The sequence below is a fragment of the Colwellia psychrerythraea 34H genome (assembly GCF_000012325.1).
GTDB classification, from domain to species: Bacteria; Pseudomonadota; Gammaproteobacteria; order Enterobacterales; family Alteromonadaceae; genus Colwellia; species Colwellia psychrerythraea_A.
Genome location: NC_003910.7, coordinates 2,448,244 through 2,468,112, shown reverse-complemented (window position 1 = coordinate 2,468,112; position 19,869 = coordinate 2,448,244). Strand labels below are relative to the sequence as shown.

Here is a 19,869-nt window from a genome sequence, read left to right as displayed (position 1 = left end):
ACATCCAAACATGAAAATAAAAGGGATAACATGTCTTCAAAAATAGATGCGTTAAAAATAACAGTGCTAAGTTTAAGTTTATGCTTTTCAGTATCATCGTTATCAGCAACCGTAAACAAAACAGTAAAACAAAAGAAAAATGTCATCTACATTTTAACTGATGACCAACGCTATGATGAAGTAGGCTTTTTAAACCCGCGTATTGATACACCAAATATGGATAAACTTGCTGCTGGCGGTGTTTATTTCAAAAATGCTTTTGTTACTACCGCCCTTTGCTCACCTAGTCGTGCAACGATATTAACTGGTCAGTACATGCATAATCATGGAGTAGTTGATAATAATAACCCAGCAAAAGAAAGCTCTGTATATTTCCCTTCCTATCTACAAGAGGTGGGTTATGAAACAAGTTTCTTCGGCAAATGGCATATGGGTGGTCACGGTGACTCTCCTCAACCGGGGTTTGATCATTGGTTAAGTTTTGCGGGTCAAGGACATTACTATCCCAAAAAAGATAAAAAAGGTCGAACAAACAAAATTAATATCAATGGCGAAAGAGTTGACCAAAAGGGCTATATTACCGATGAGTTGACTGATTACGCGGTGGATTGGTTAGACAAACGTGATTCAGACAAACCATTTTTTATGTATTTATCTCATAAAGCAGTACATTCTAATTTTGATCCTGCTCCACGCCATAAAGATCAATATAGCGATGTAGCAATTGAAGTCCCTGAAAGCCAAGCCGATACTCCAGAAAACTATGCAGGCAAGCCTATGTGGGTGAAGAATCAACGTAATAGCTGGCATGGGGTCGACTTTCCTTACCATAGTGAAATGGACGTTCAAGAATATAAGCGTCAATACCATAGAGCACTATCTGCCGTGGATGATAGTTTAGGTCGTGTATTAAAGTGGCTAAAAGATAATAACTTAGAAAATGATACTATTGTGATGTTAATGGGCGATAACGGCTTTATGTTTGGCGAACACGGTTTAATTGACAAGCGTAATGCTTATGAAGAGTCTATGCGTGTACCGTTACTTGCTTATGCTCCCGGTTATTTCAAACCCGGCACCGTAGTAGACGAAATGGTTGCTAACCTAGACATAGCCCCTACAATATTAGAAATTGCAGGCGCTAAAAAACCAGCTCACTTTGATGGCGACAGTTGGTTACCTCTTGCTAAAAACAAAGAAGTAAATCAATGGCGTGAGAACTTTTTATATGAATATTATTGGGAATTTAACTACCCTTCTACCCCAACTACTTTTGCTTTGCGTACTGACAACTACAAACTAATTCAATATCACGGTGTTTGGGACACTGAAGAGCTTTATGACTTAAAAAATGATCCTAAAGAAATGAACAACTTAATCAATACACCTAAACATCAACCACTTATAGCGCAAATGCGTCATGATTTATTCAACCTTTTAGTGAATAAAAAAGGTGATAATGTTATCCCTTACACTGAAAAGTATACTCCTGGTGCGGTTTACCGTGAACGTGACCGTGGCGAAACAGCTGACTTTCCAGATAACTGGTTGAAAAAAGAGGGTGATGATGGTTTAAGAACGTTCTTACGAATAAAGCCTATTAAAGATAAAAAAGATGACAAGAAAAAATCAGCTAAACATTAATAATTAAGTTGGTATTAAATTATAAAGACCAACAATTATTGTTGGTCTTTTTGATTGTGACAAATATTAGGAAATATGATGAAACAGTTTAACTCTATAAAGGTTGCTTTATGTTTAGCACTCGCTTTAAGCTCTGTAACAAGTTTTGCAAAAGAACAACGTCCCAACATACTATTAATTGTCGCAGAAGACATGAGCGCAAAAGTAGGCGCATTTGGTGATACTGTAGCTAAAACGCCGGTATTAGACGAATTAGCAAAGAGTAGCGTTCGTTACCCTAATACCTTTACCACCGCAGGTGTTTGTGCCCCTAGCAGAACATCGCTGATTACCGGGGTTCATCAAATAACGGTTGGTGGCCAGCATATGAGAACTCGTTCGTTTAAAGCATCAAATTACAGAGCTGTACCCGCACCTGACGTTAAAGCTTTTCCTGAGTTATTACGAAAAAGTGGTTATTACACCTATGTTTCATCAAAACTAGATTATCAATTTAGTAATACTTCACCGCACACAGGTCCATTTACCATCTGGAATTACGAAGGTAAAAAACCAACATGGCGAGGGCGAGAAAAAGACCAACCCTTCTTTGGTATGTATCATTTAGATATTACTCATGAAAGTCAGTTGTTTCCCAAAAAATCAACGAAGAATAAAAAAAGTGGTTTAGTTAAAAATTGGATTACACCTGAACGGGTAGTTATTCCGGCTTATTACCCTGATACACAACTTATTCGTGAGGGTATAGCACTGCATTATAATAATATTCATGCCATGGATACCCAGGTAGGTAAGTTATTAGCAGAATTAAAAAAAGATGGCTTAAGCGATAACACCATCGTTATTTGGACAACAGATCATGGCGACTCTCTTCCTCGAGGTAAACGTGAAGTGTATGACAGCGGTTTAAAGGTGCCCATGATCATTCATTGGCCAGACAAGTATCGTCCAAGTAAAACAGTAAATGGCAGCATTGATAGCCAGCTATTAAGTTTTGTTGATATTGCCCCATCAATTTTAGCTATGGCAAATATTAATACACCAGCCTACATCCAAGGTAAGGCGCGTATCCCAAATAATAATGCCACAAACAAGATAGCTAAACGCGAATACATTTATGCGTCTAAAGACAGGCTGGATGAGTTTCCTTTTAGAGAAAGAGCTGTGCGTAATAATAAGTTTAAATACATTAAAAACTATTTGCCCAATAAACCAGGCGCTACCCATTTAGCTTACCGCGATCAAATGATATTAATGCAAGATTTATGGCGTGAATTTGAAGCGGGTAGAATGAATAAGCAACAAGCTTTCTGGTTTAACAATCGACCAGGTGAAGAGCTGTACGACATTATTAACGATCCTGAAGAGGTAAATAATTTAGCCGAAAAAGTAGAATATCAACAACAGCTCAACATTATGCGTAATGCATTAAAAGAATGGCAGTCTCATGTAGATGATTTAAGTGATCGCCCAGAAATAGAGCTTGCTAATGAGTTTTGGCCGAACGGTCAACAACCGATTACAGCTAAGCCTAGTATTTATTTAGATGAGAGTGGCCTCATCGCCATTAAAGGCAATACTCAAGGCTCATCTATTGGCTACCAAACTAGTAACTTAAACAAAAAAGGTAAATGGATAACGAGTAAAATTCGCGTTTATAATCAACCTTTCGCGGTTGAAAAAGGCATGAAAATTATCGCTAAGGCCGTTCGTTATGGTTATAAAACCAGTGAAAAAACTATCAGAATCTTTTAGATGAGAAATACTATGATAAAAGCCATGAAAAAACTCAAACAGTTAAAAGTATTATTAGTGTTATTAAGTACTTTCCCGCTAGGAAGTTATGCTACTGAGAGTCAATTAAAAAGTATTGATGTACATAGTGATAAAATCCGATACTTAGGTACATCGTATATCTATAAAACTAACATTGATAACAAGCCGCAGGTAAGCTTTACGCGACATGCAAAATCGGTACTTGCCCTACCTAAAAAAGACACTAACTTTAACAGTGACAAAGCACAAACGAATGCTAGCATTGCTATTAACTTTGCAACCGCTAGTAATAATGTTGTGTTAACTTTTAAAGCGCTGCCAAAAATTAATCGCGGCTCAGACATTGCTGTTTATCAAGTAACTAGTCTGGGTGAGCAATTAATTAAAACGGTAAAGTTTTCGCCTAAAAAAGAAAATTTTAACGTTACTTTTCAATCAAAAAACATTAATCAATTATCGGAATATAAAGTATTACTACCCAGCTTAGCGAACCTTGCTTTAATTGGACTAGACCTTGATTATGACAGTGAGTTAACAACGCTTGTCACTCCACGTAAAGCTAAATACATAGTAATGGGTGACTCCATCAGTCATGGTGTTGGTCAAGGCTCAGCAAGTTACCTAACCTACCCTTACCAAGTTGCTCAAGCTCTTGATTTAGAATTGTTTAACTTAGCCGTTGGTGGTGCGCAAATTTCCATACCCACGGCACAAATGTTAACTGATTTTAATAACGTAAAATTAATAAGTCTGCTAATTGGCTACAATGACTGGAATGCGCCTAATGCCGATTTAGCCACTTTTAAAGAAAAATACAGTAAGGTCATCGATACAGCGTTAAATTTACATCCAAAAGCCGACTTATATTGCATTACTCCACTGTTTACTCGTCGTAGTAAAGCCAAACATAGCAAATTATCTATTCAAGCCTACCGTAACGTCATCATTGATTTAGTTAAAGAAAAGCAACAATCAGGTAGGAATAAACTACATATAGTTCATGGTGATACTATTAGTTCAGTTAATAATCTTCGCACTGACAAGCTCGCTGATCCAGTGCACTTAGGTGTTGAAGGCGCTAAGTTGTTTGCTGATAAGTTAATCACTCTCTTTAATCATTAACCGCTAATCAAAGTGAAAAACATACTTGATGTATTTTGCGACAATTAGCGACAAATCCATAATTGACATCGTTATCAGCCGGTGTATGCTTATAACAATCATATTATTTGAATCAACCTATACCGGAGTATAGAAATGCTTAAAAAGCCATTTTTATTGCTAGCTTCACTTACACTAATTAGCCAAAGTCTGCTAGCAACCCCTATAAAACGTTCCGATCAGGATATCGACAAGGAAGTCTCCCATCTGCTTTCAAAAATGACTATTGAAGAAAAAGTAGGCCAAATGACCCAAATTACTTTAGCGGTAATTTTAGATAAAGGTAGCCGTGAAACAGGTGATGGTTTAGTTATTGATAAAGAGAAACTTAAAAAAGCTATTCATACCTACAAAGTAGGATCAATTTTGAACTCAACAGCCACAGCATTAACGGTAAAGCAATGGAATCGATTGATTAAAGAAATTCAAGATGAGGCACTGCAGACTCCTAATGAAATACCAGTAATTTATGGCGTTGATGCAATTCACGGTGTTACTTACACTAAAGGCTCAACCCTTTATCCTCATAACATTGGGCTAGCCGCTACTCGTAATCTTAAACTGGCTAAAGCTACCGCTAAAGCGACAGGTAAAGAACTACGTGCCACAGGCGTTCGTTGGAATTTTGATCCAGTACTTGATTTAGGTGTTAATCCAATTTGGTCTCGTTTTTCTGAAACCTATGGTGAAGATACTTACCTAACGACTCAAATGGGTGTTGGTGTAATTCAGGCATATGAAGAAGATGGGCTTGAAAATACCACCGCAGTCGCTTCTACCATGAAACACTTTATTGGTTATTCTGATCCCGCTAATGGCAAAGATAGAACACCTGCTTATATTCCTGATATTGTTTTGTGGGAAAAATATTTACCTCAATTTAAAGCCGCTGTTAATGCAGGCTCATCATCAATAATGATCAATTCAGCCTCAGTAAATGGTATTCCTGTTCACGGCAGCAAGCGTCTATTAACAGATCTTCTGAGAGGCGAGCTTGGCTTTAAAGGCTTAGTGGTTACAGACTGGGAAGATGTTATTCGTTTGCATACTCGCCACATGGTCGCTGAATCACCACGCGAAGCAGTTAAACAAGCTGTTGATGCGGGTATTGATATGAGTATGGTGCCAAAAGATTTTTCATTCTATGAGCTATTAGTCGATTTAGTAAAATCTGGTGATATATCAGAAGAACGTATTGATAAGTCTGTAAGTATTATTTTAAAGCTTAAATATCAATTAGGTTTATTTGATAACGCCTACCACGAATCTGAGGCAGCCCAAAACTTTGGTAAAGCTGAGTATAAAAACTTAGCACTAAAAGCGGCACGTGAATCTATTACGTTATTAAAGAATGACAATGATATTTTACCTTTACCTAAAAACGCTAAAATATTATTAGCCGGCCCTACAGGAAATTCTCATGCGCCATTAAATGGTAGCTGGTCATACTCATGGCAAGGTGATGTTGAGGCTAACTATCCCGAAAATGAAAAAACTATTTTAGATGCTTTTCAAAGAGCTGTTGGTAAAAAGAACTTAATCACTCACACCTACGCTGGTTTTAATAACGAGAAAAATTATGACGTTAATGGTTTAATTAAAAAAGCGAAAAAAGCAGATTACATTGTACTTGCCTTAGGTGAAAACGCCTATGCTGAATCTCCAGGTGCACTTGATGACTTAAACCTAGCAAAAAATCAGATGGCTTTAGCACAAGCAGCTTTATCAACAGGTAAACCCGTCATAGTTGTTTTAGCCGAAGGGCGTCCACGTATTATCAAAGACATTGTTGGCGCCACAAAAGCAATAGTGCAAGCTTATATACCGGGTAGTCAAGGCGCACAAGCTATTAGCGACGTTATTTTTGGTGATTATAATCCTAATGGTAAATTACCTTACAGTTACCCACAGTTTACTGGTGATTTTGCTAATTACGACCGTGTTTATTTAAGTGATATTCAACAATTAACCCCTGGTGACATGAGTTATAACGGTTACAAACCACAATGGCCATTTGGGCATGGTTTAAGTTATACCAACTTTGCTTATTCAAATATTAAATTGAGCAGTAAAACGCTGAAAGGTGACAATAAACTTAATATTTCGGTAAAGGTTACCAACACAGGAAAATTTGAAGGCAAAGAATCAGTAGAACTTTATGTTAGCGATTTATTCGCCTCTGTTAGCCCAGCAGTTAAACGTTTAAAAGCCTTTAAAAAAATCAACTTAAAAGCAGGACAGAGCAAAAAAGTTAACTTTACTATCAGTAAAGATGACTTAACTTTTGTTAACCCTGAGCTAAAGCGTATTGTTGAAGCGGGCGAGTTTACCCTTGCTATTGGCAGTGAAAAAATAAACTTTCACTATCAATTTTAACCTTTGATTTTAGTTACCAGTCCCAACCTGTTTGGCTCTTTCTAGCAATATTTGATTGAGCCAAATTTTACTTAGCTATTAAAGGATAGTAGCGCCCAACAAAAAGTGGCTGTTGCATATAAACATCAGTTAACTTCCTACTAGCTATTAATTTAACTATTATTTATCAATATAAATTGGAATATGTTATGAAAAATTCATTATTTTTATTATTCTCAGGACTGAGTTTATTTACCTGTAGCCAAGCTGTTGCTACTCCTGATAAAAGCACGAGTAAACCTAATGTAGTGATGTTATTGGTTGATGATTTTGGTCGTCAAGATTTAAGCACCTACGGTAGCAACTTCTACGAAACACCTAACATAGACCAGCTGGCCGCAGATGGCATGAAGTTTGATAACGCTTATGCCGCACACCCTCGCTGTGTGCCTTCTCGCGTTGCAATATTTAGTGGTAGTTACCCTACGCGCTATGGTGTACCGCAAGGTGAACGTGTCGGTAAACATCACTTACCTTTATCTGCAGTTACTTTTGGTGAACATCTAAAAGAGGCTGGTTATCAAACGGGTTATATCGGTAAGTGGCATTTAGGTAAAGAAGGCGGAGATCCAACCAAGCAAGGTTTTGATAGCAGTATTATGGCTGGTCATTGGGGCGCGCCACCGAGTTATTATTTTCCTTACACTAAAATGAGTAAATCAGGAAAAAATAAAGGTTTTGCTAAAGTAGAAGGCTCCGAAGAAGAATACTTAACGGATCGCCTAACCGATGAAGCGTTAACGTTTATTGAACAGAAAAAAGATCAGCCATTTTTATTAGTTTTAGCGCATTATGCTGTTCATACACCTATTGAAGGTAAGCCTGCTTTAGTTAAAAAATATAAAACTAAAATGAAAAAGCTAGGTATTGCCAATGCGGGTCCTAAGAGTGATGCCGATTTAATTAAAGATAGCACTGGCTATCATAAAACCATTCAAAACAATCCAGATTACGCTGCGATGGTTGAAAGTGTTGATATTAGTGTCGGGCGTATTGAACAGCAGTTAAAAAGATTAGGACTTGAAGATAATACTATTATTATTTTAACTTCAGATCACGGTGGATTATCAAGCCGAGGTTTAAAATCTAACCGTGTGCTTGCTACTAGCAACAATCCCTACCGCCACGGTAAAGGCTGGATTTATGATGGAGGCACTCGTGTACCACTTATTGTTAAATGGCCTGAAAAAGTAAAAGCTGGTTCAATTAGCCAAGTACAAGTTACCGGAACAGATCATTACCCGACTATATTACAAATGGCTGGCTTATCACTTTCACCAAAAGATCATCAAGATGGTGTAAGCTACTTAGCCGCTTTAAACAGTGATGAAACACCTAGAAAAGCTATGTTTTGGCACTCTCCTGCAGCTCGCCCCAGTAAAACAGGTGATACCAATAGCTCTGCAATAATTGAAGGCGAATGGAAGCTGTTAGATTTTTGGTCTACAGGAAAAGTTGAATTATATAACTTAAAAGATGATAAAAGTGAGGCGAACAACTTAGCCAAATTAATGCCAGAAAAAACAGCTGAAATGCTTGCTAAACTCACTAATTGGAAAGACGATATTGACGCCCATACTGTAAAAAAGAAAAATAAAAAAAGTAAGAAAAAATCTAAATCGCATTAAGCTGTTATTAGAAATAACCTTATAACTAACGTGCCAGTAAAAGCAATTTAACTTTTATTGGCACAATATATAAAGAGAGTAATATGAAAAGGACTTCAAAAATACGGTGTTTTATCTACGTATTACTCATATTTTCAATTTCTGCTACCGCTAAGGAACCAATTAAAGACATTCATTACTTTGGTAGTAAAAACAAATACAGCGTTGAACTCTTACAACATGTACTTAGTTATAATTCAAAAAAAAATTATCAACTAGTGCCTTTTACTGAAAAAATCCCTAAAGATCGTGCTTTTGCATATATGGAGCAAGATGAATTGTTTGATGTTATTTTTGCTGGTGCAACAACATACCGTTTAGAAAATCATTTAGCGATAGAATTTCCTTTACTCAAAGGACTTAACGGTTGGCGCATTCCGGTGGTAAATACAAAAAATAAAGATATTTTTAAGTCTTTAACAACGCTAGACGACTTTAAAAAATTAACGCCTGGTTTATTTCACCTTTGGAGTGATACCGAAATAATGCAAAGAAATAACATATACGTAGAAACAGGTAGCAGTTTTAACGGACTATGGTTAATGCTAGATAAAAACCGATTTGATTATTTTCCACGTTCCATTTTGCAAGTGTTTAACGAAATAAAAAACTACCCTACACTTAATATCATGATAGAAAAAAGTAGCATGATTCATTACCCTACAGCTTATTATTTCTATGTTCAAAAGGGCAATAATGACTTAGCATCAGATATTAAATCTGGCTTAGAAAAAGCATTAACAGATGGTAGCTTTGACAAGATATTTACGACTTATTATGGACATCTTATTAACAAAGTAAAAAAACAAAATCGAAAAGTTTTTGCTTTAGATAACCCACTCATGCCAGCAAGTACGCCATTAATGCGTAAAGAGTTATGGATAGATTTATCATCAAATAGAATTAATTAAACCAAATAAAACAAAGAAAAACCGTCTAAAAACAACAAATTAAAACTTCAGTTTGAAAGCCTATCATTTCCGCTAAAACAATTATTACACTTCTAAGCTGTCACTTTATTTACCAAAATGATGGGCTAAATATTCCGTAATCACCTTTTTCGTTAACTCTTCAGCTGTAACACAGAAGTATCCTATTACCCAAAAGTGTTGTCTACAATATCGCTAGATAGCCAATATAAGTTAATTGAATTCAAGTAACTGTTCTTTGGCACCATTGATGCCGTCAGCGTTTACCTTAGGCAAGTCGTTAAAGTGGTATTTGCTACCATTAAAATTATAATCTGGTAAAAATTAAATAATAAATTTAATTAAAACTGAACAACTTGTAAGTTTTGCTATATTTATCGTTACAATAAAGTTGACAACGATATCAATTATGGTACTTTTTATAGCGAGAATATTTATCACTAGGACAAAGTTTTAGATATATCTCTATAAAAATTATAATAATAACAAAAGAGGTATGATTATGACTAACGTACAAAAAAGCAGATTCACTAAAAAACTATCTTTAACAACAAAAGCAATTTCATTCGTATTATTAGCCAGTTATGGCACGTTAAGCCACGGGGAAGTGCTTAATTCACAAACACCTATTACACCACAAGATATGGTGAAATTAATGAAAGCCGGGGTAGATTCAACTTGGTCAGAAGTGCCCAATAAGATAGAGGATTATACTGCCGTTGCTACCGTTGAGTTTGCTGATAAAGGCTTCAAACATATTCGTTTGCGTATTGCTAATGATTCACCAACAGCTGTATTTACATTTTTAGATGAACAAATTCAAGATGCATTAGATAATGGGATGATTCCAATTATCGCCAACCAATCACATACCTTTGAAGATAACCCCACCGAGTCAACTCAAGCTGCTTGGGTACAGTGGTGGGAAGATATCGCTGTTCATTATAAAGATTACCCTTATGAATTAATGTTTGATTTGATTGTTGAAATTGCGGCGAGTAGTCCGCTTTCAGATGAGCCTATTAACCAATTAAATGAAGCCTATGAACAAGCAGTTACCGCGATACGTGGTACTGGCGGTAAAAATGATGAACGTATCGTGATCTTTAGTGCTCATAAACGTTCAGATCCAACCCGTATGGACCAACTTGATATTCCAACCGCTGGCAATGACTATTTAATTGGCGAATTCCACGAAGGTTATGCTTCAGGTCCAAGTACAGATCCAACTAACCCTCATTATTATTGGGATGGTGGTGCAGCTGAAATTACGTTAATGACTGAGAGAGCTGATGCGGCTGTAGCTTGGAGTGTAGATACAGGTATCCCTATTTGGGAAGGTGCTTGGATGGCAGGTAATTATAACAAAGGTGATGATTATGATAATGCCCGTCAAATTGCTTTTGTTAAAGATTTTGTTGGTGTACTAAATGATAGGAATATTCCTCATGCAGTAAATGCTACTAAAAAATTCTATGATGTATCAATCAATGAATGGACTACATTGGAACCCGTTGCTGATGCAATAATTGCATTAGTTCCTGCTGATATTGTTGAACAGATTATATTTAGTGATGATTTTGAAAGTGGAACGCTGAGTGATTGGGCTGTATCAGGTGTTTCGGGTGATGCTACCTTATCATCTGCTTTTGAAGGCTCTTATGGTGCAAAACTTACTAATACCAGCCGAATGAAAACCACTATTTCTACTGCAGCCTATTCTGCAGCAACGTTATCATTTAGTGTTAAAACTAATGGTCTAGATTCAGGTGAATCATTGAAAGCTGAATATTCTATTGATGGTGGTAGCTTGTTTATTACCTTGGGTGAAACAACGGTGAGTGAATGGGAAGATTATTCATTTACTTTACCTAGTGATGCGTTAGGACTTGATAATTTGGTTATTAAATTGGTGCTAAAGGCTAATAAAAATAGTGAAAATGCATATATTGATAATGTAATTATTACTGGTGAATAAGCTTAATAAGTAAACGTTAATAAATGCCTATTAACTTATGTTAATAGGCACTTTTTGTTATATAAGAAGTCATGCTAACAATACTAGCCTTATTAAAAGCACACATTGATATTCAACTCTTCATTATTAGCTTTGGTAAAGAACAGCTAAACATACGTATTATGCAATAGATCATTTAGACTCTGTAACCCTAATTTTAGGGTACCATAGAAGCTATCAGCTACCGAATTATCCCAGCAACAACCTTTCTTACTCATATTACCAATAAAGCTATGTAACCTGAATACTCGCCTATATTGATAACTCGCATATTGAACACTTTGATCTGAATGAACTCTCAATCCTGCCTTGGGTTTTCGTTACCACATTGCCATTGTCAGCGTATCAAAAGGTGAACGACTACTTTCCAGATTAAAATAAAGTTTAGGATAATTCTCGTGTTTCTATTTTGATGGGGGCTGAGTCATAAGATAAGCTGTTTTTTTAATATCTCAAGGTCCATTTCTAGGCACTTTACCTGAGCTAGCACTAATGTCTAAATTTCTAACGGCTTCTGCTAAAGCGTTTTTATGCTCTCTAACGAGTACAGTTACAGCTAATTTGAATTCTTTTTAATATGTTTTACGGTTTTTCATTTGTATCCCAGTTAAGCCAATTATGTCTTAACTGGGTAGTAGTATTATCAATTAGACCATGTCATAGGTTTGCTATTGAAAGCACATTTCAAGCTAAAAAAAACAATGAAATTAGGCCATATTTGAGTTTCCCTATAAAACTACCAATCCAAGAGCACAAAAAAGGCCAGGAGCAAAGCTACTGACCTTCTATTAAAACCGCCAACTTACTTTAGGACGGGACAAATTAATATTATTTTTGACTTGAAAATTCAGCAAAATTTAGTTGACCATCACTGTTACTATCTTTACGTTTAAAGCCGTTATTAACTTTTTTATTTTGTATTGTTTTATCTGTAATAGATTGTTTAGCAAGGTATTTCTTCATATGTTTGCTAAACTCAGATTTATCTAACACCTGGTTTTGATCAATATCTATTTTATTAAAATACTCTTGTTTACCTGCTTGGCTATTAAAGCTAACGATTAAAAACAAAGCAAAGGGAATTAAATTAAGTTTCTTCATCACTATTCTCCTAAAATTCTAATTTTAAAAAGGCTCCTACAAGAGAAGAACCATTTATCTGATTCACGTCATACTACTCAAACTAGAAACTTAAAGTGCGTACTTAAAGCTTAAGCTAAATGTTCTGCCGTTATCACGAACCGCATATGCGCGAGAAGGGTTACCAACATACTCATATACTGTCTCATCTGTAATATTTTTCGCTTCAAAATTAATAGACATTTTCTTAGTAAAGTCATAACCCAATTGGAAATCTAACTGATCATAAGCTTCTATATACAGCGCCTCTTCAGACCAAGAGAACTGATTAAAGTATTCGCTACGATAGTTCCATGCCAAACGAGTACTAAAGCCATATTTTTCATAATAAACCATAAAGTTAGCTGTATCTTGTGACAAGCCAGGTAAGCTCATAAACTCACCAGTAACGTTGTTAATTAATTCCGTTTCACTGTCATTATAGGTATAGTTTATTGCGGTACCTAGGCCATCAAACGGCTCTGGTAACATATAGAATGCTTGTTGAAAACTAACTTCAAAACCTTGTACAACACCACCTTCACCATTAATAGGTTGAGTGACTTCATATGGTGTACCATCACCAATACCTGGCAATGTTGTTGATTCAGTTCTAGTGGTAATGAAGGATTCTATGTCTTTATAAAAGATACCTGTAGATAATAAACCTTCACTGTCAAAATACCATTCAGCACTTAAATCAAACTGATTTGCACGGTATGGGTCTAAGTCTGGATTTCCGATGATATACTTGCCGCCATCCTCTGCATCCCATGAACGTATTTCTCTAAATACTGGTGCAATGTCAGCATGGTTAGGCCGCGCCATTACTTTAGCGGCAGCAGTACGTAAAATTAAGTCATCTTTAAGGTTAAAGGCTAAATTAATACTTGGCAGTACATCTTGATAATCTTTGTCTGATTCAGTTAAAGCTGGATCTTCACCTGCTAAGAATTTATAAGCTGTCGACTCTATCTTTGTGTCTACATACCTAACCCCAAGATTACCGCGTACAGGAATAGTCAAGAGTTCAGTATCAATATTGGCTTGAACATAAGCAGCAGTAACACTTTCAGTTATTTCATAATTTTCTCTTTGAACTTCCAGCTTTTCAACAAGGTGGCCAAACTCTTGATCGATTTTGTCAAAGTCAGGCACATACCAAGCATCTACAGGGGCGTTGTCTAACATGCCATCCGTTACTGTATAATTTGAATAATCTGATAAAATAATTTGTGTGCCACCATTAGCCTCTAAAATATCAGCTTGGATTTTATCTTGAAATACTTGGTTAGTTTTTTGAATTTCATTATAACGAGCACCAAATTCAATTGAGCTGATATATTCATTGTCTAAATCAGTAGATAAATCTAATTGTACGTAACCTTGCTGATCTTCTACTTCAAAACTTTTATAGTTCATTACATCGAGTTGGAGATTTTCAGGGTTCATTGCCGCTAATTCATCAGGGTCAGTTGGGTAAATAATTTCTGGCATGTAACTACCATTAGGTAAACTGTATCCTAAATTTTGAACTTTGGTACTGAATAAAGGATTAATATCATCACGTAAACCTGTCGCTTGGCTATAGCCAATTTTAGGTGTTATGGTCCAATTGTCATTTAGCATGTAATCAAGTGTAAAGTTTACCGCAATGGTTTCATCATCATAAGAGCGATCAAAACCTGTTTGTTCATGATTATAGTTTTTACCTGCCTTGTCATTTGCGCTGGCAATTTGTGATACAACATTTTCGCCATCAATTACAATACTGTCCATGTCAACAATCAGTTTATCATTATCTCTAAAATCAACATCCCAGTTTGTTGAAATAAAATTACGTTGCTGACGGCTATAGAGAGCATCAACACTAAAATCTAACTCATCTGAAATTAGCCATTGTGCTTTAGCATTAACATTGATGCGTTCTCGCTCATCGTGTCTAAAGTTGGCACGGATATCTTCAATACGATAGACAGGTGTATCACTAACACCTGCTTTATTTAGCGTACCATCTTCGTTATATTCGTTTACATAAGGCGCTTTTTTTTGTAGTGCCCAACCGCGACTTTCAAAACTATTACGCTGCGTAGTTCTGTCAAAATAACTTACAGCAACAGAGGAACCAAAGGTTTCATCATCATTGACGCCATTTAAGAATAAATTTAAACCGCCACCTGCCGCAGCCGCATTTTCATTATAATCAGCACGAGCTGTTATGGTTGCTTTATTACCGGAATCAATAGGGCTACGGCTTTTCAAATTAACCGTACCACCAACAGAGCCTTCTACCATACTTGCAATTGGGCTTTTAAAGACTTCTATACCCGCAACCATTTCACTGGCGATATTATTTAAATTAAAGCTACGACTTGATGCACCATTACTGGTAATAGATTTACTATTACTATTGGCCATTGATTGACCATTTAAAGTAACTTGGCTTAGCCCTGGCGCCATACCGCGAATACTTACAAACTCACCTTCACCATCAGCACGGGACATTGATACACCAACAACACGAGAAAGTGCTTCGGCAATATTATTATCAGGTAGCTTACCGATATCTTCAGCAGAAACACCATCCATTACTTGATCAGAAAAGCGCTTCGCATTCATAGAGCGTTTTAAGCTGCCACGGGTACCGACAACTTCAATGACTTCAATTCCTTTGTCATCTTTCTTTTTAGCTTTTTTAGCACTCGCTTTCTTTTCAACTTCAACTGTTGTGCTAGTTTCGGCCGCTTGAACGATAGTGGCTCCGCTAAGAATAGCGAGAATACTTACACTTAATAGTGTTTTATTAAAAGTTCGTTTCATCTTTAAACCCTTTCTCTTAGTGACATAGTTATATTCATAATAATTACTTTGTGCAATATTATTTTTATTATTAGATAGCTTAACAATACACCAATTGATATCGTTGTCAATACAATTTAATACACTTTTATTACATCTATAATAATCTAAAATCTATTTTTATGATGAAAGGTTATATATGGTACAAGTGAAAAGAAGGTCAATTAAACAACAGAAACAAGGCGACGAAATACACGTAAACAACTGATAACGAATACTTAAATAAGACTTTCATCTAATTGAATTAATGAAGTATGACGTTTGAACTGAGGGCTTACACCCCGAACAAATTAACAATAAAGCGACTTAGAGCTAGCTCGTTAATCAGTTATCATATCAATAGAGAGCCATACGGAAGTCAACACAAAATAGAGAAGTAAAACATCGTTATCAAACATGTTGTGTGTAATCTGTATTTGAAATAAAGAAAAGCCATTATCTATAAAATAGATAATGGCTTTTCATTCACACTAATTTTTTCAAGTCCCAATTATTTCAATCTTTTTAAACCTGCACTGTTGGTATGAAGTTGTTTGTTCAACTCAACCTCTAACAATTTACCTTCTGGTGTATTAATGATGTTTTTGGTTTCTAGGGGGTCGTTAATAAGATCATACAAGTCACGATAAACGACTTTACCACTTGGAGTAACCCACTGGGTATATCGATATTGCTCTGTACGCATTGAATAGCCATACGCTCCTTTTCGCTTGTACTGGCTAATAGCGACTTTATCAATTGATTTTAGCTTTCCTGTTACAAGAGAAACTAAACTTGTTCCTTGTAAGTTATTCGGTATTGAAAGTCCTGCGGCTTCGGTTAGTGAAGGGAAAACATCAAGTAATTCAACAGGCTTAGCATAACGATTAGCTTTACTACCTGGGATTTTAATAATTAATGGAACATGGTTAGCTTGCTCCATAGTAGTGTGCTTCCCCCATAATCCATGATCACCTAAATGAAAACCGTGGTCCCCCCAAAAAACAATTACCGTATTTTCAGCTTGACCTGTTTTTTCAAGCTCTTCGAGTAATTCACCAACAAGGCTATCAATAAAGCTTACCGAGGCAAAGTAGCCATGTAATAACTCTTTTTGGTGGGCAGAAGATAGTTTACCTTTTGGATAAGGCTTTATTTCTCCACCTTTAATAGGCGTTGGTTTATACCCTCTTAACTCTTGATTTTTATGAAATAAGTAAGTTGTATCAGCATCTTCTGGGGCACTTTGGTAACTTGCTAAGTCAAAACTTTCTCTGCTATATAAATCATAATATTTTTTTGGTGCTACAAATGGTAAGTGAGGCTTCTTAAAACCAACGGCTAAAAAGAAGGGTTTGTTTTTATTTGCCATTTGTTTAAGTAGCTTTTTGCCACGTTTAAGAATACCGCCATCAACAAATTTTTCATCCGGTTCATCAATAGACTCAACCGCTAAACGTGTTTTTCCCTTTAATCCGTGTTTAGGCCTTTGATAGGGAATTGACCAAGATAATACTTCTTCTTCACTGCGACTCGTGGTGTTCCTTGGATCAAAAATTTTCCCTGTTGCCGCTGTTTCATAACCATTATTTTTAAAAAATTGAGGTAGTGTTATAACGCTGGGGTTAACATCACGAATCTTATCTTTCAAATTCATAATGCCATTTGATTCTGGTCGCAATCCGGTAAGAATGCTCATCCGAGAAGGCCCACATACCGGATATTGAGAATAAGCACGGGTAAAGACAGTACTTTGACTTGCCAATTTATCAATATTAGGCGTCTGAACTTTAGCTGTTCCATAATCACGAATAAGCGGCTTTAAATCATCAACCGCAATAAAAAGTATATTTGGCTTAATGAGCTTATTTGCATTGACATAACATGAGGAAAAGCTCAGTAGAAGCACCCCGCCCCATTGAGTTATGCTCTTAATTTGTACTTTCATATTATTCCAACAGTTAACTTTGACTACAGGCATATTGCAACAACATGATAACGTTGTCAACAATACTGATATTCAAGTCATCCTGATTTATAATAATGTTCTTAAATAAAATACAACTAGGGATAACAGCAAATGGAGAGACATATTAACCATCTTCATGTAAGCGACTATATTATGCAGCAGAAAAACTACGCTTTATTTTCTTCTTCGATTCAAATAAATCTTGTCATAACACCACTAAATGCCTTTTGTTAAAATTGGCATCTTGTCATTTATTGATCTTGTTAATTCGGAAAAAAAATCATAAGCTCTATGGCGCTAAGTGCCCCTTAACGAGTTAGAAAACTAAAAACACATGACCAGTCTAATGTCAGCAAAACGCTCTGAGATGCCGTCAGTGACTCAAAATCTAATGTCAGCTTTTGGCTAAGTAGCCGAAGTATCAGTTAATTCACTCATAGCTTCCCCTTTGCGCACAAAGTGATCATATTTATTAGTGGCAAACCTTATGTTATTCATTGGCCGCAGCCAATGTTATTAGGTGGCAGTATTAGATGATAATGACTGGCATAACTGATGTAATTAGGTGGCATAACTGATGTAATTATCCATGAAGGCATCAGTTACTTCATCCTAAGTATATTCATATTAACAGGCATCAGCTATCACCTTATACCGATCTATATCGTGGTAATACGCAATTTGTACATTTAAACAGCATTTATTAAAGAAAAACATTCCTAGAGTCCTGTCATTTAAAAAAAACTAGATTTTCTGCACAAATGAAAAGCACTGCGCCGCAGGCCTTAATGGTGCGCAGCCCGCTAAGACAAAGGGGTGTAGAGATATCAGGCCTTGTGTGAAGTATTGTAATGCATTATATTTACTTTAAATCGAGTAACTAATCGTAAGAAAAAATTAGCACTATGCTATTACGGATTGAGTATAAAACCTCAATAGAAGTTATTCATCCAATTAATTAAAGGTAATGAATATGAGCCATCAAACATTAGCTCTTAACTTAACGCAAACCTATAGTCATAAATATCGTTGTTTGAACCAATTGATAAAAGGAGACATCACTGATGTTGTCTATATTGGATAAAGAAGATCTTAGGCAATTGACTGGTTATGTTCAGCCTTCGGATGTCGCAAAATGTCTCAGAAAGCATAAAATTTACTATGTTGAGGGTAAGGACGGCCAAGTACGTACAACTAACAAATGGATAGAGCAAGCAGGACAGAACCGAATAACTAAAGATGACGGATTTGACCTAGATTTTTAAGGTGTAGACTGTGACTCAACAACGCAAAGCTGAAGAAAAATGGATGCCACCTCGGGTTTATAAAACAAAAGTGGCATATGTATTTCAACCAAAATCTGGCGGGAAAATTCGTTTGTGTGGATTGGACGTTGCTAAGTCGCTTGTTTGGATGTTATACGAAAAAGAATGTGCATCATTGGATAATTTCAATTCGGTTGCTAGTTTGTTTGAAAAGTTCTTTCTCAGCGCATCATTCATCGACAAAGCACCCCGTACTCAAAAGGATTATCTAGGTTACAAAAAGGATTTGTTGATAGCTTTTGGCAAGATGGACATCAACAAGGTTGAACCTAAGCATGTACGCATGTTCATGGATAAGAAAGCTGTTAAGTCTGGGATTAGTCAAGCAAACCGTCACAAATCTGCATTACAATCCATATTTTCATGGGCGTATGAACGCGGAAAAATAAAGGTGAATCCTTGTGTCGGTGTAAAGAAGTTTACCGAAAAAGCGCGTGACCGTTACGTCACAGATGTAGAATATCAAGCGTTGCTAAATCACGCTTGTCCCGTCATCTATGCCGCTGCTGAAATATCTTACCTTTGTATGGCTAGGCGTGGTGACGTTGAGAGATTACGAAAAGAACAACTTATTGCTGACGGTATTTATATCAAACAAGGTAAAACTGGCAAGAAACAAATAAAAGAATGGTCTCCACGTCTCAAAAAAGCTATTTCTCACGCAAACAAAGTGAACCCATCAATTAGTTCAATGTATGTCATTCATCAGTTTAACGGTTCAGGTTATGGTACTAATGGTTTTCGTGATCGTTGGGTATCAACGATGGAACGCGCAAGAAAATCAACTGGTTATTTAATGGATTTCACCTTTCACGATCTAAAAGCCAAAGGGATAAGCGATTTTGAAGGCAATTTAGAAGAAAAAAGAAACGCTGCTGGCCATACAACTATAAAACAAACTGCTGATTACGACAGAAAAACTCACATTGTTCCCACTGTCAAAAGTCGAAATTAGCAATTGAGTTACCTTTCAGTTACCCTCGATACTTTTCAGCCTAAAAACGAGAAA

General features: G+C 36.2%; 12 protein-coding genes and 1 pseudogene. 9 read left to right on the top strand and 4 right to left on the bottom strand.

Annotated features, from left to right (window positions below; all coding sequences use genetic code 11):
* Positions 1-30: 30 nt before the first annotated feature.
* The 7 genes from CPS_RS10540 to CPS_RS22875 all read left to right on the top strand — a co-directional run bounded on the left by CPS_RS10540 (position 31) and on the right by CPS_RS22875 (position 11,570).
* On the top strand, positions 31-1,644 hold the full coding sequence (locus tag CPS_RS10540) for a sulfatase family protein (protein ID WP_011043180.1): 1,614 nt from the start codon (positions 31-33) through the stop codon (positions 1,642-1,644).
* A gap of 78 nt (positions 1,645-1,722) precedes the next feature.
* Positions 1,723-3,399, top strand: coding sequence for a sulfatase family protein (locus CPS_RS10535; protein WP_011043179.1), 1,677 nt, complete (start codon positions 1,723-1,725; stop codon positions 3,397-3,399).
* Between the two features lie 24 nt (positions 3,400-3,423).
* Positions 3,424-4,542 (top strand): SGNH/GDSL hydrolase family protein, encoded by a 1,119-nt coding sequence (locus tag CPS_RS10530; RefSeq protein ID WP_187148299.1) that lies wholly within the window; start codon positions 3,424-3,426, stop codon positions 4,540-4,542.
* A 135-nt stretch (positions 4,543-4,677) separates the two neighbouring features.
* Positions 4,678-6,957, top strand: a complete 2,280-nt coding sequence (locus CPS_RS10525) for a glycoside hydrolase family 3 N-terminal domain-containing protein (RefSeq protein WP_011043177.1) — start codon at positions 4,678-4,680, stop codon at positions 6,955-6,957.
* 188 nt (positions 6,958-7,145) lie between these two features.
* Positions 7,146-8,624 (top strand): sulfatase, encoded by a 1,479-nt coding sequence (locus CPS_RS10520; RefSeq protein WP_011043176.1) that lies wholly within the window; start codon positions 7,146-7,148, stop codon positions 8,622-8,624.
* An 83-nt stretch (positions 8,625-8,707) separates the two neighbouring features.
* Positions 8,708-9,574 (top strand): substrate-binding periplasmic protein, encoded by an 867-nt coding sequence (locus CPS_RS10515; protein ID WP_011043175.1) that lies wholly within the window; start codon positions 8,708-8,710, stop codon positions 9,572-9,574.
* Positions 9,575-10,094: 520 nt separating this feature from the next.
* The gene (locus CPS_RS22875) at positions 10,095-11,570 is read left to right on the top strand and encodes a cellulase family glycosylhydrolase (RefSeq protein ID WP_011043174.1); all 1,476 of its coding nucleotides are present in this window, start codon (positions 10,095-10,097) and stop codon (positions 11,568-11,570) included.
* 194 nt (positions 11,571-11,764) lie between these two features.
* Here the strand turns inward: CPS_RS22875 and CPS_RS24095 are convergent.
* The 4 genes and pseudogenes from CPS_RS24095 to CPS_RS10495 form a co-directional block, all read right to left on the bottom strand.
* Positions 11,765-11,956, bottom strand: a pseudogene (locus CPS_RS24095) (IS3 family transposase); the annotation flags it as partial.
* A gap of 481 nt (positions 11,957-12,437) precedes the next feature.
* Complete coding sequence (locus CPS_RS10505) at positions 12,438-12,710, bottom strand: hypothetical protein (protein WP_011043172.1); 273 nt, start codon at positions 12,708-12,710, stop codon at positions 12,438-12,440.
* Between the two features lie 90 nt (positions 12,711-12,800).
* Positions 12,801-15,548 carry a TonB-dependent receptor gene (locus CPS_RS10500; protein WP_011043171.1) on the bottom strand — a complete coding sequence of 916 codons (2,748 nt, stop codon included), beginning with the start codon at positions 15,546-15,548 and terminating at the stop codon, positions 12,801-12,803.
* Between the two features lie 529 nt (positions 15,549-16,077).
* Positions 16,078-17,514: a sulfatase gene (locus tag CPS_RS10495; protein WP_049757845.1), complete on the bottom strand. Its 1,437-nt coding sequence runs from the start codon at positions 17,512-17,514 to the stop codon at positions 16,078-16,080.
* 1,085 nt (positions 17,515-18,599) lie between these two features.
* Here CPS_RS10495 and CPS_RS10490 point away from each other — a divergent pair.
* Complete coding sequence (locus tag CPS_RS10490) at positions 18,600-18,800, top strand: DUF4224 domain-containing protein (protein ID WP_041736901.1); 201 nt, start codon at positions 18,600-18,602, stop codon at positions 18,798-18,800.
* 10 nt (positions 18,801-18,810) lie between these two features.
* Positions 18,811-19,815 (top strand): phage integrase N-terminal SAM-like domain-containing protein, encoded by a 1,005-nt coding sequence (locus CPS_RS10485; RefSeq protein ID WP_011043167.1) that lies wholly within the window; start codon positions 18,811-18,813, stop codon positions 19,813-19,815.
* Positions 19,816-19,869 lie beyond the last annotated feature (54 nt).

Coding starts and splice junctions, on each gene's coding strand:
- CPS_RS10505 (WP_011043172.1), bottom strand. CDS start 12,710: ATGAAGAAACTTAATTTAATTCCCTTTGCTTTGTTTTTAATCGTTAGC.
- CPS_RS10495 (WP_049757845.1), bottom strand. CDS start 17,514: ATGAAAGTACAAATTAAGAGCATAACTCAATGGGGCGGGGTGCTTCTA.
- CPS_RS10530 (WP_187148299.1), top strand. CDS start 3,424: ATGAAAAAACTCAAACAGTTAAAAGTATTATTAGTGTTATTAAGTACT.
- CPS_RS10500 (WP_011043171.1), bottom strand. CDS start 15,548: ATGAAACGAACTTTTAATAAAACACTATTAAGTGTAAGTATTCTCGCT.
- CPS_RS10535 (WP_011043179.1), top strand. CDS start 1,723: ATGAAACAGTTTAACTCTATAAAGGTTGCTTTATGTTTAGCACTCGCT.
- CPS_RS10490 (WP_041736901.1), top strand. CDS start 18,600: ATGTTGTCTATATTGGATAAAGAAGATCTTAGGCAATTGACTGGTTAT.
- CPS_RS10540 (WP_011043180.1), top strand. CDS start 31: ATGTCTTCAAAAATAGATGCGTTAAAAATAACAGTGCTAAGTTTAAGT.
- CPS_RS22875 (WP_011043174.1), top strand. CDS start 10,095: ATGACTAACGTACAAAAAAGCAGATTCACTAAAAAACTATCTTTAACA.
- CPS_RS10515 (WP_011043175.1), top strand. CDS start 8,708: ATGAAAAGGACTTCAAAAATACGGTGTTTTATCTACGTATTACTCATA.
- CPS_RS10520 (WP_011043176.1), top strand. CDS start 7,146: ATGAAAAATTCATTATTTTTATTATTCTCAGGACTGAGTTTATTTACC.
- CPS_RS10525 (WP_011043177.1), top strand. CDS start 4,678: ATGCTTAAAAAGCCATTTTTATTGCTAGCTTCACTTACACTAATTAGC.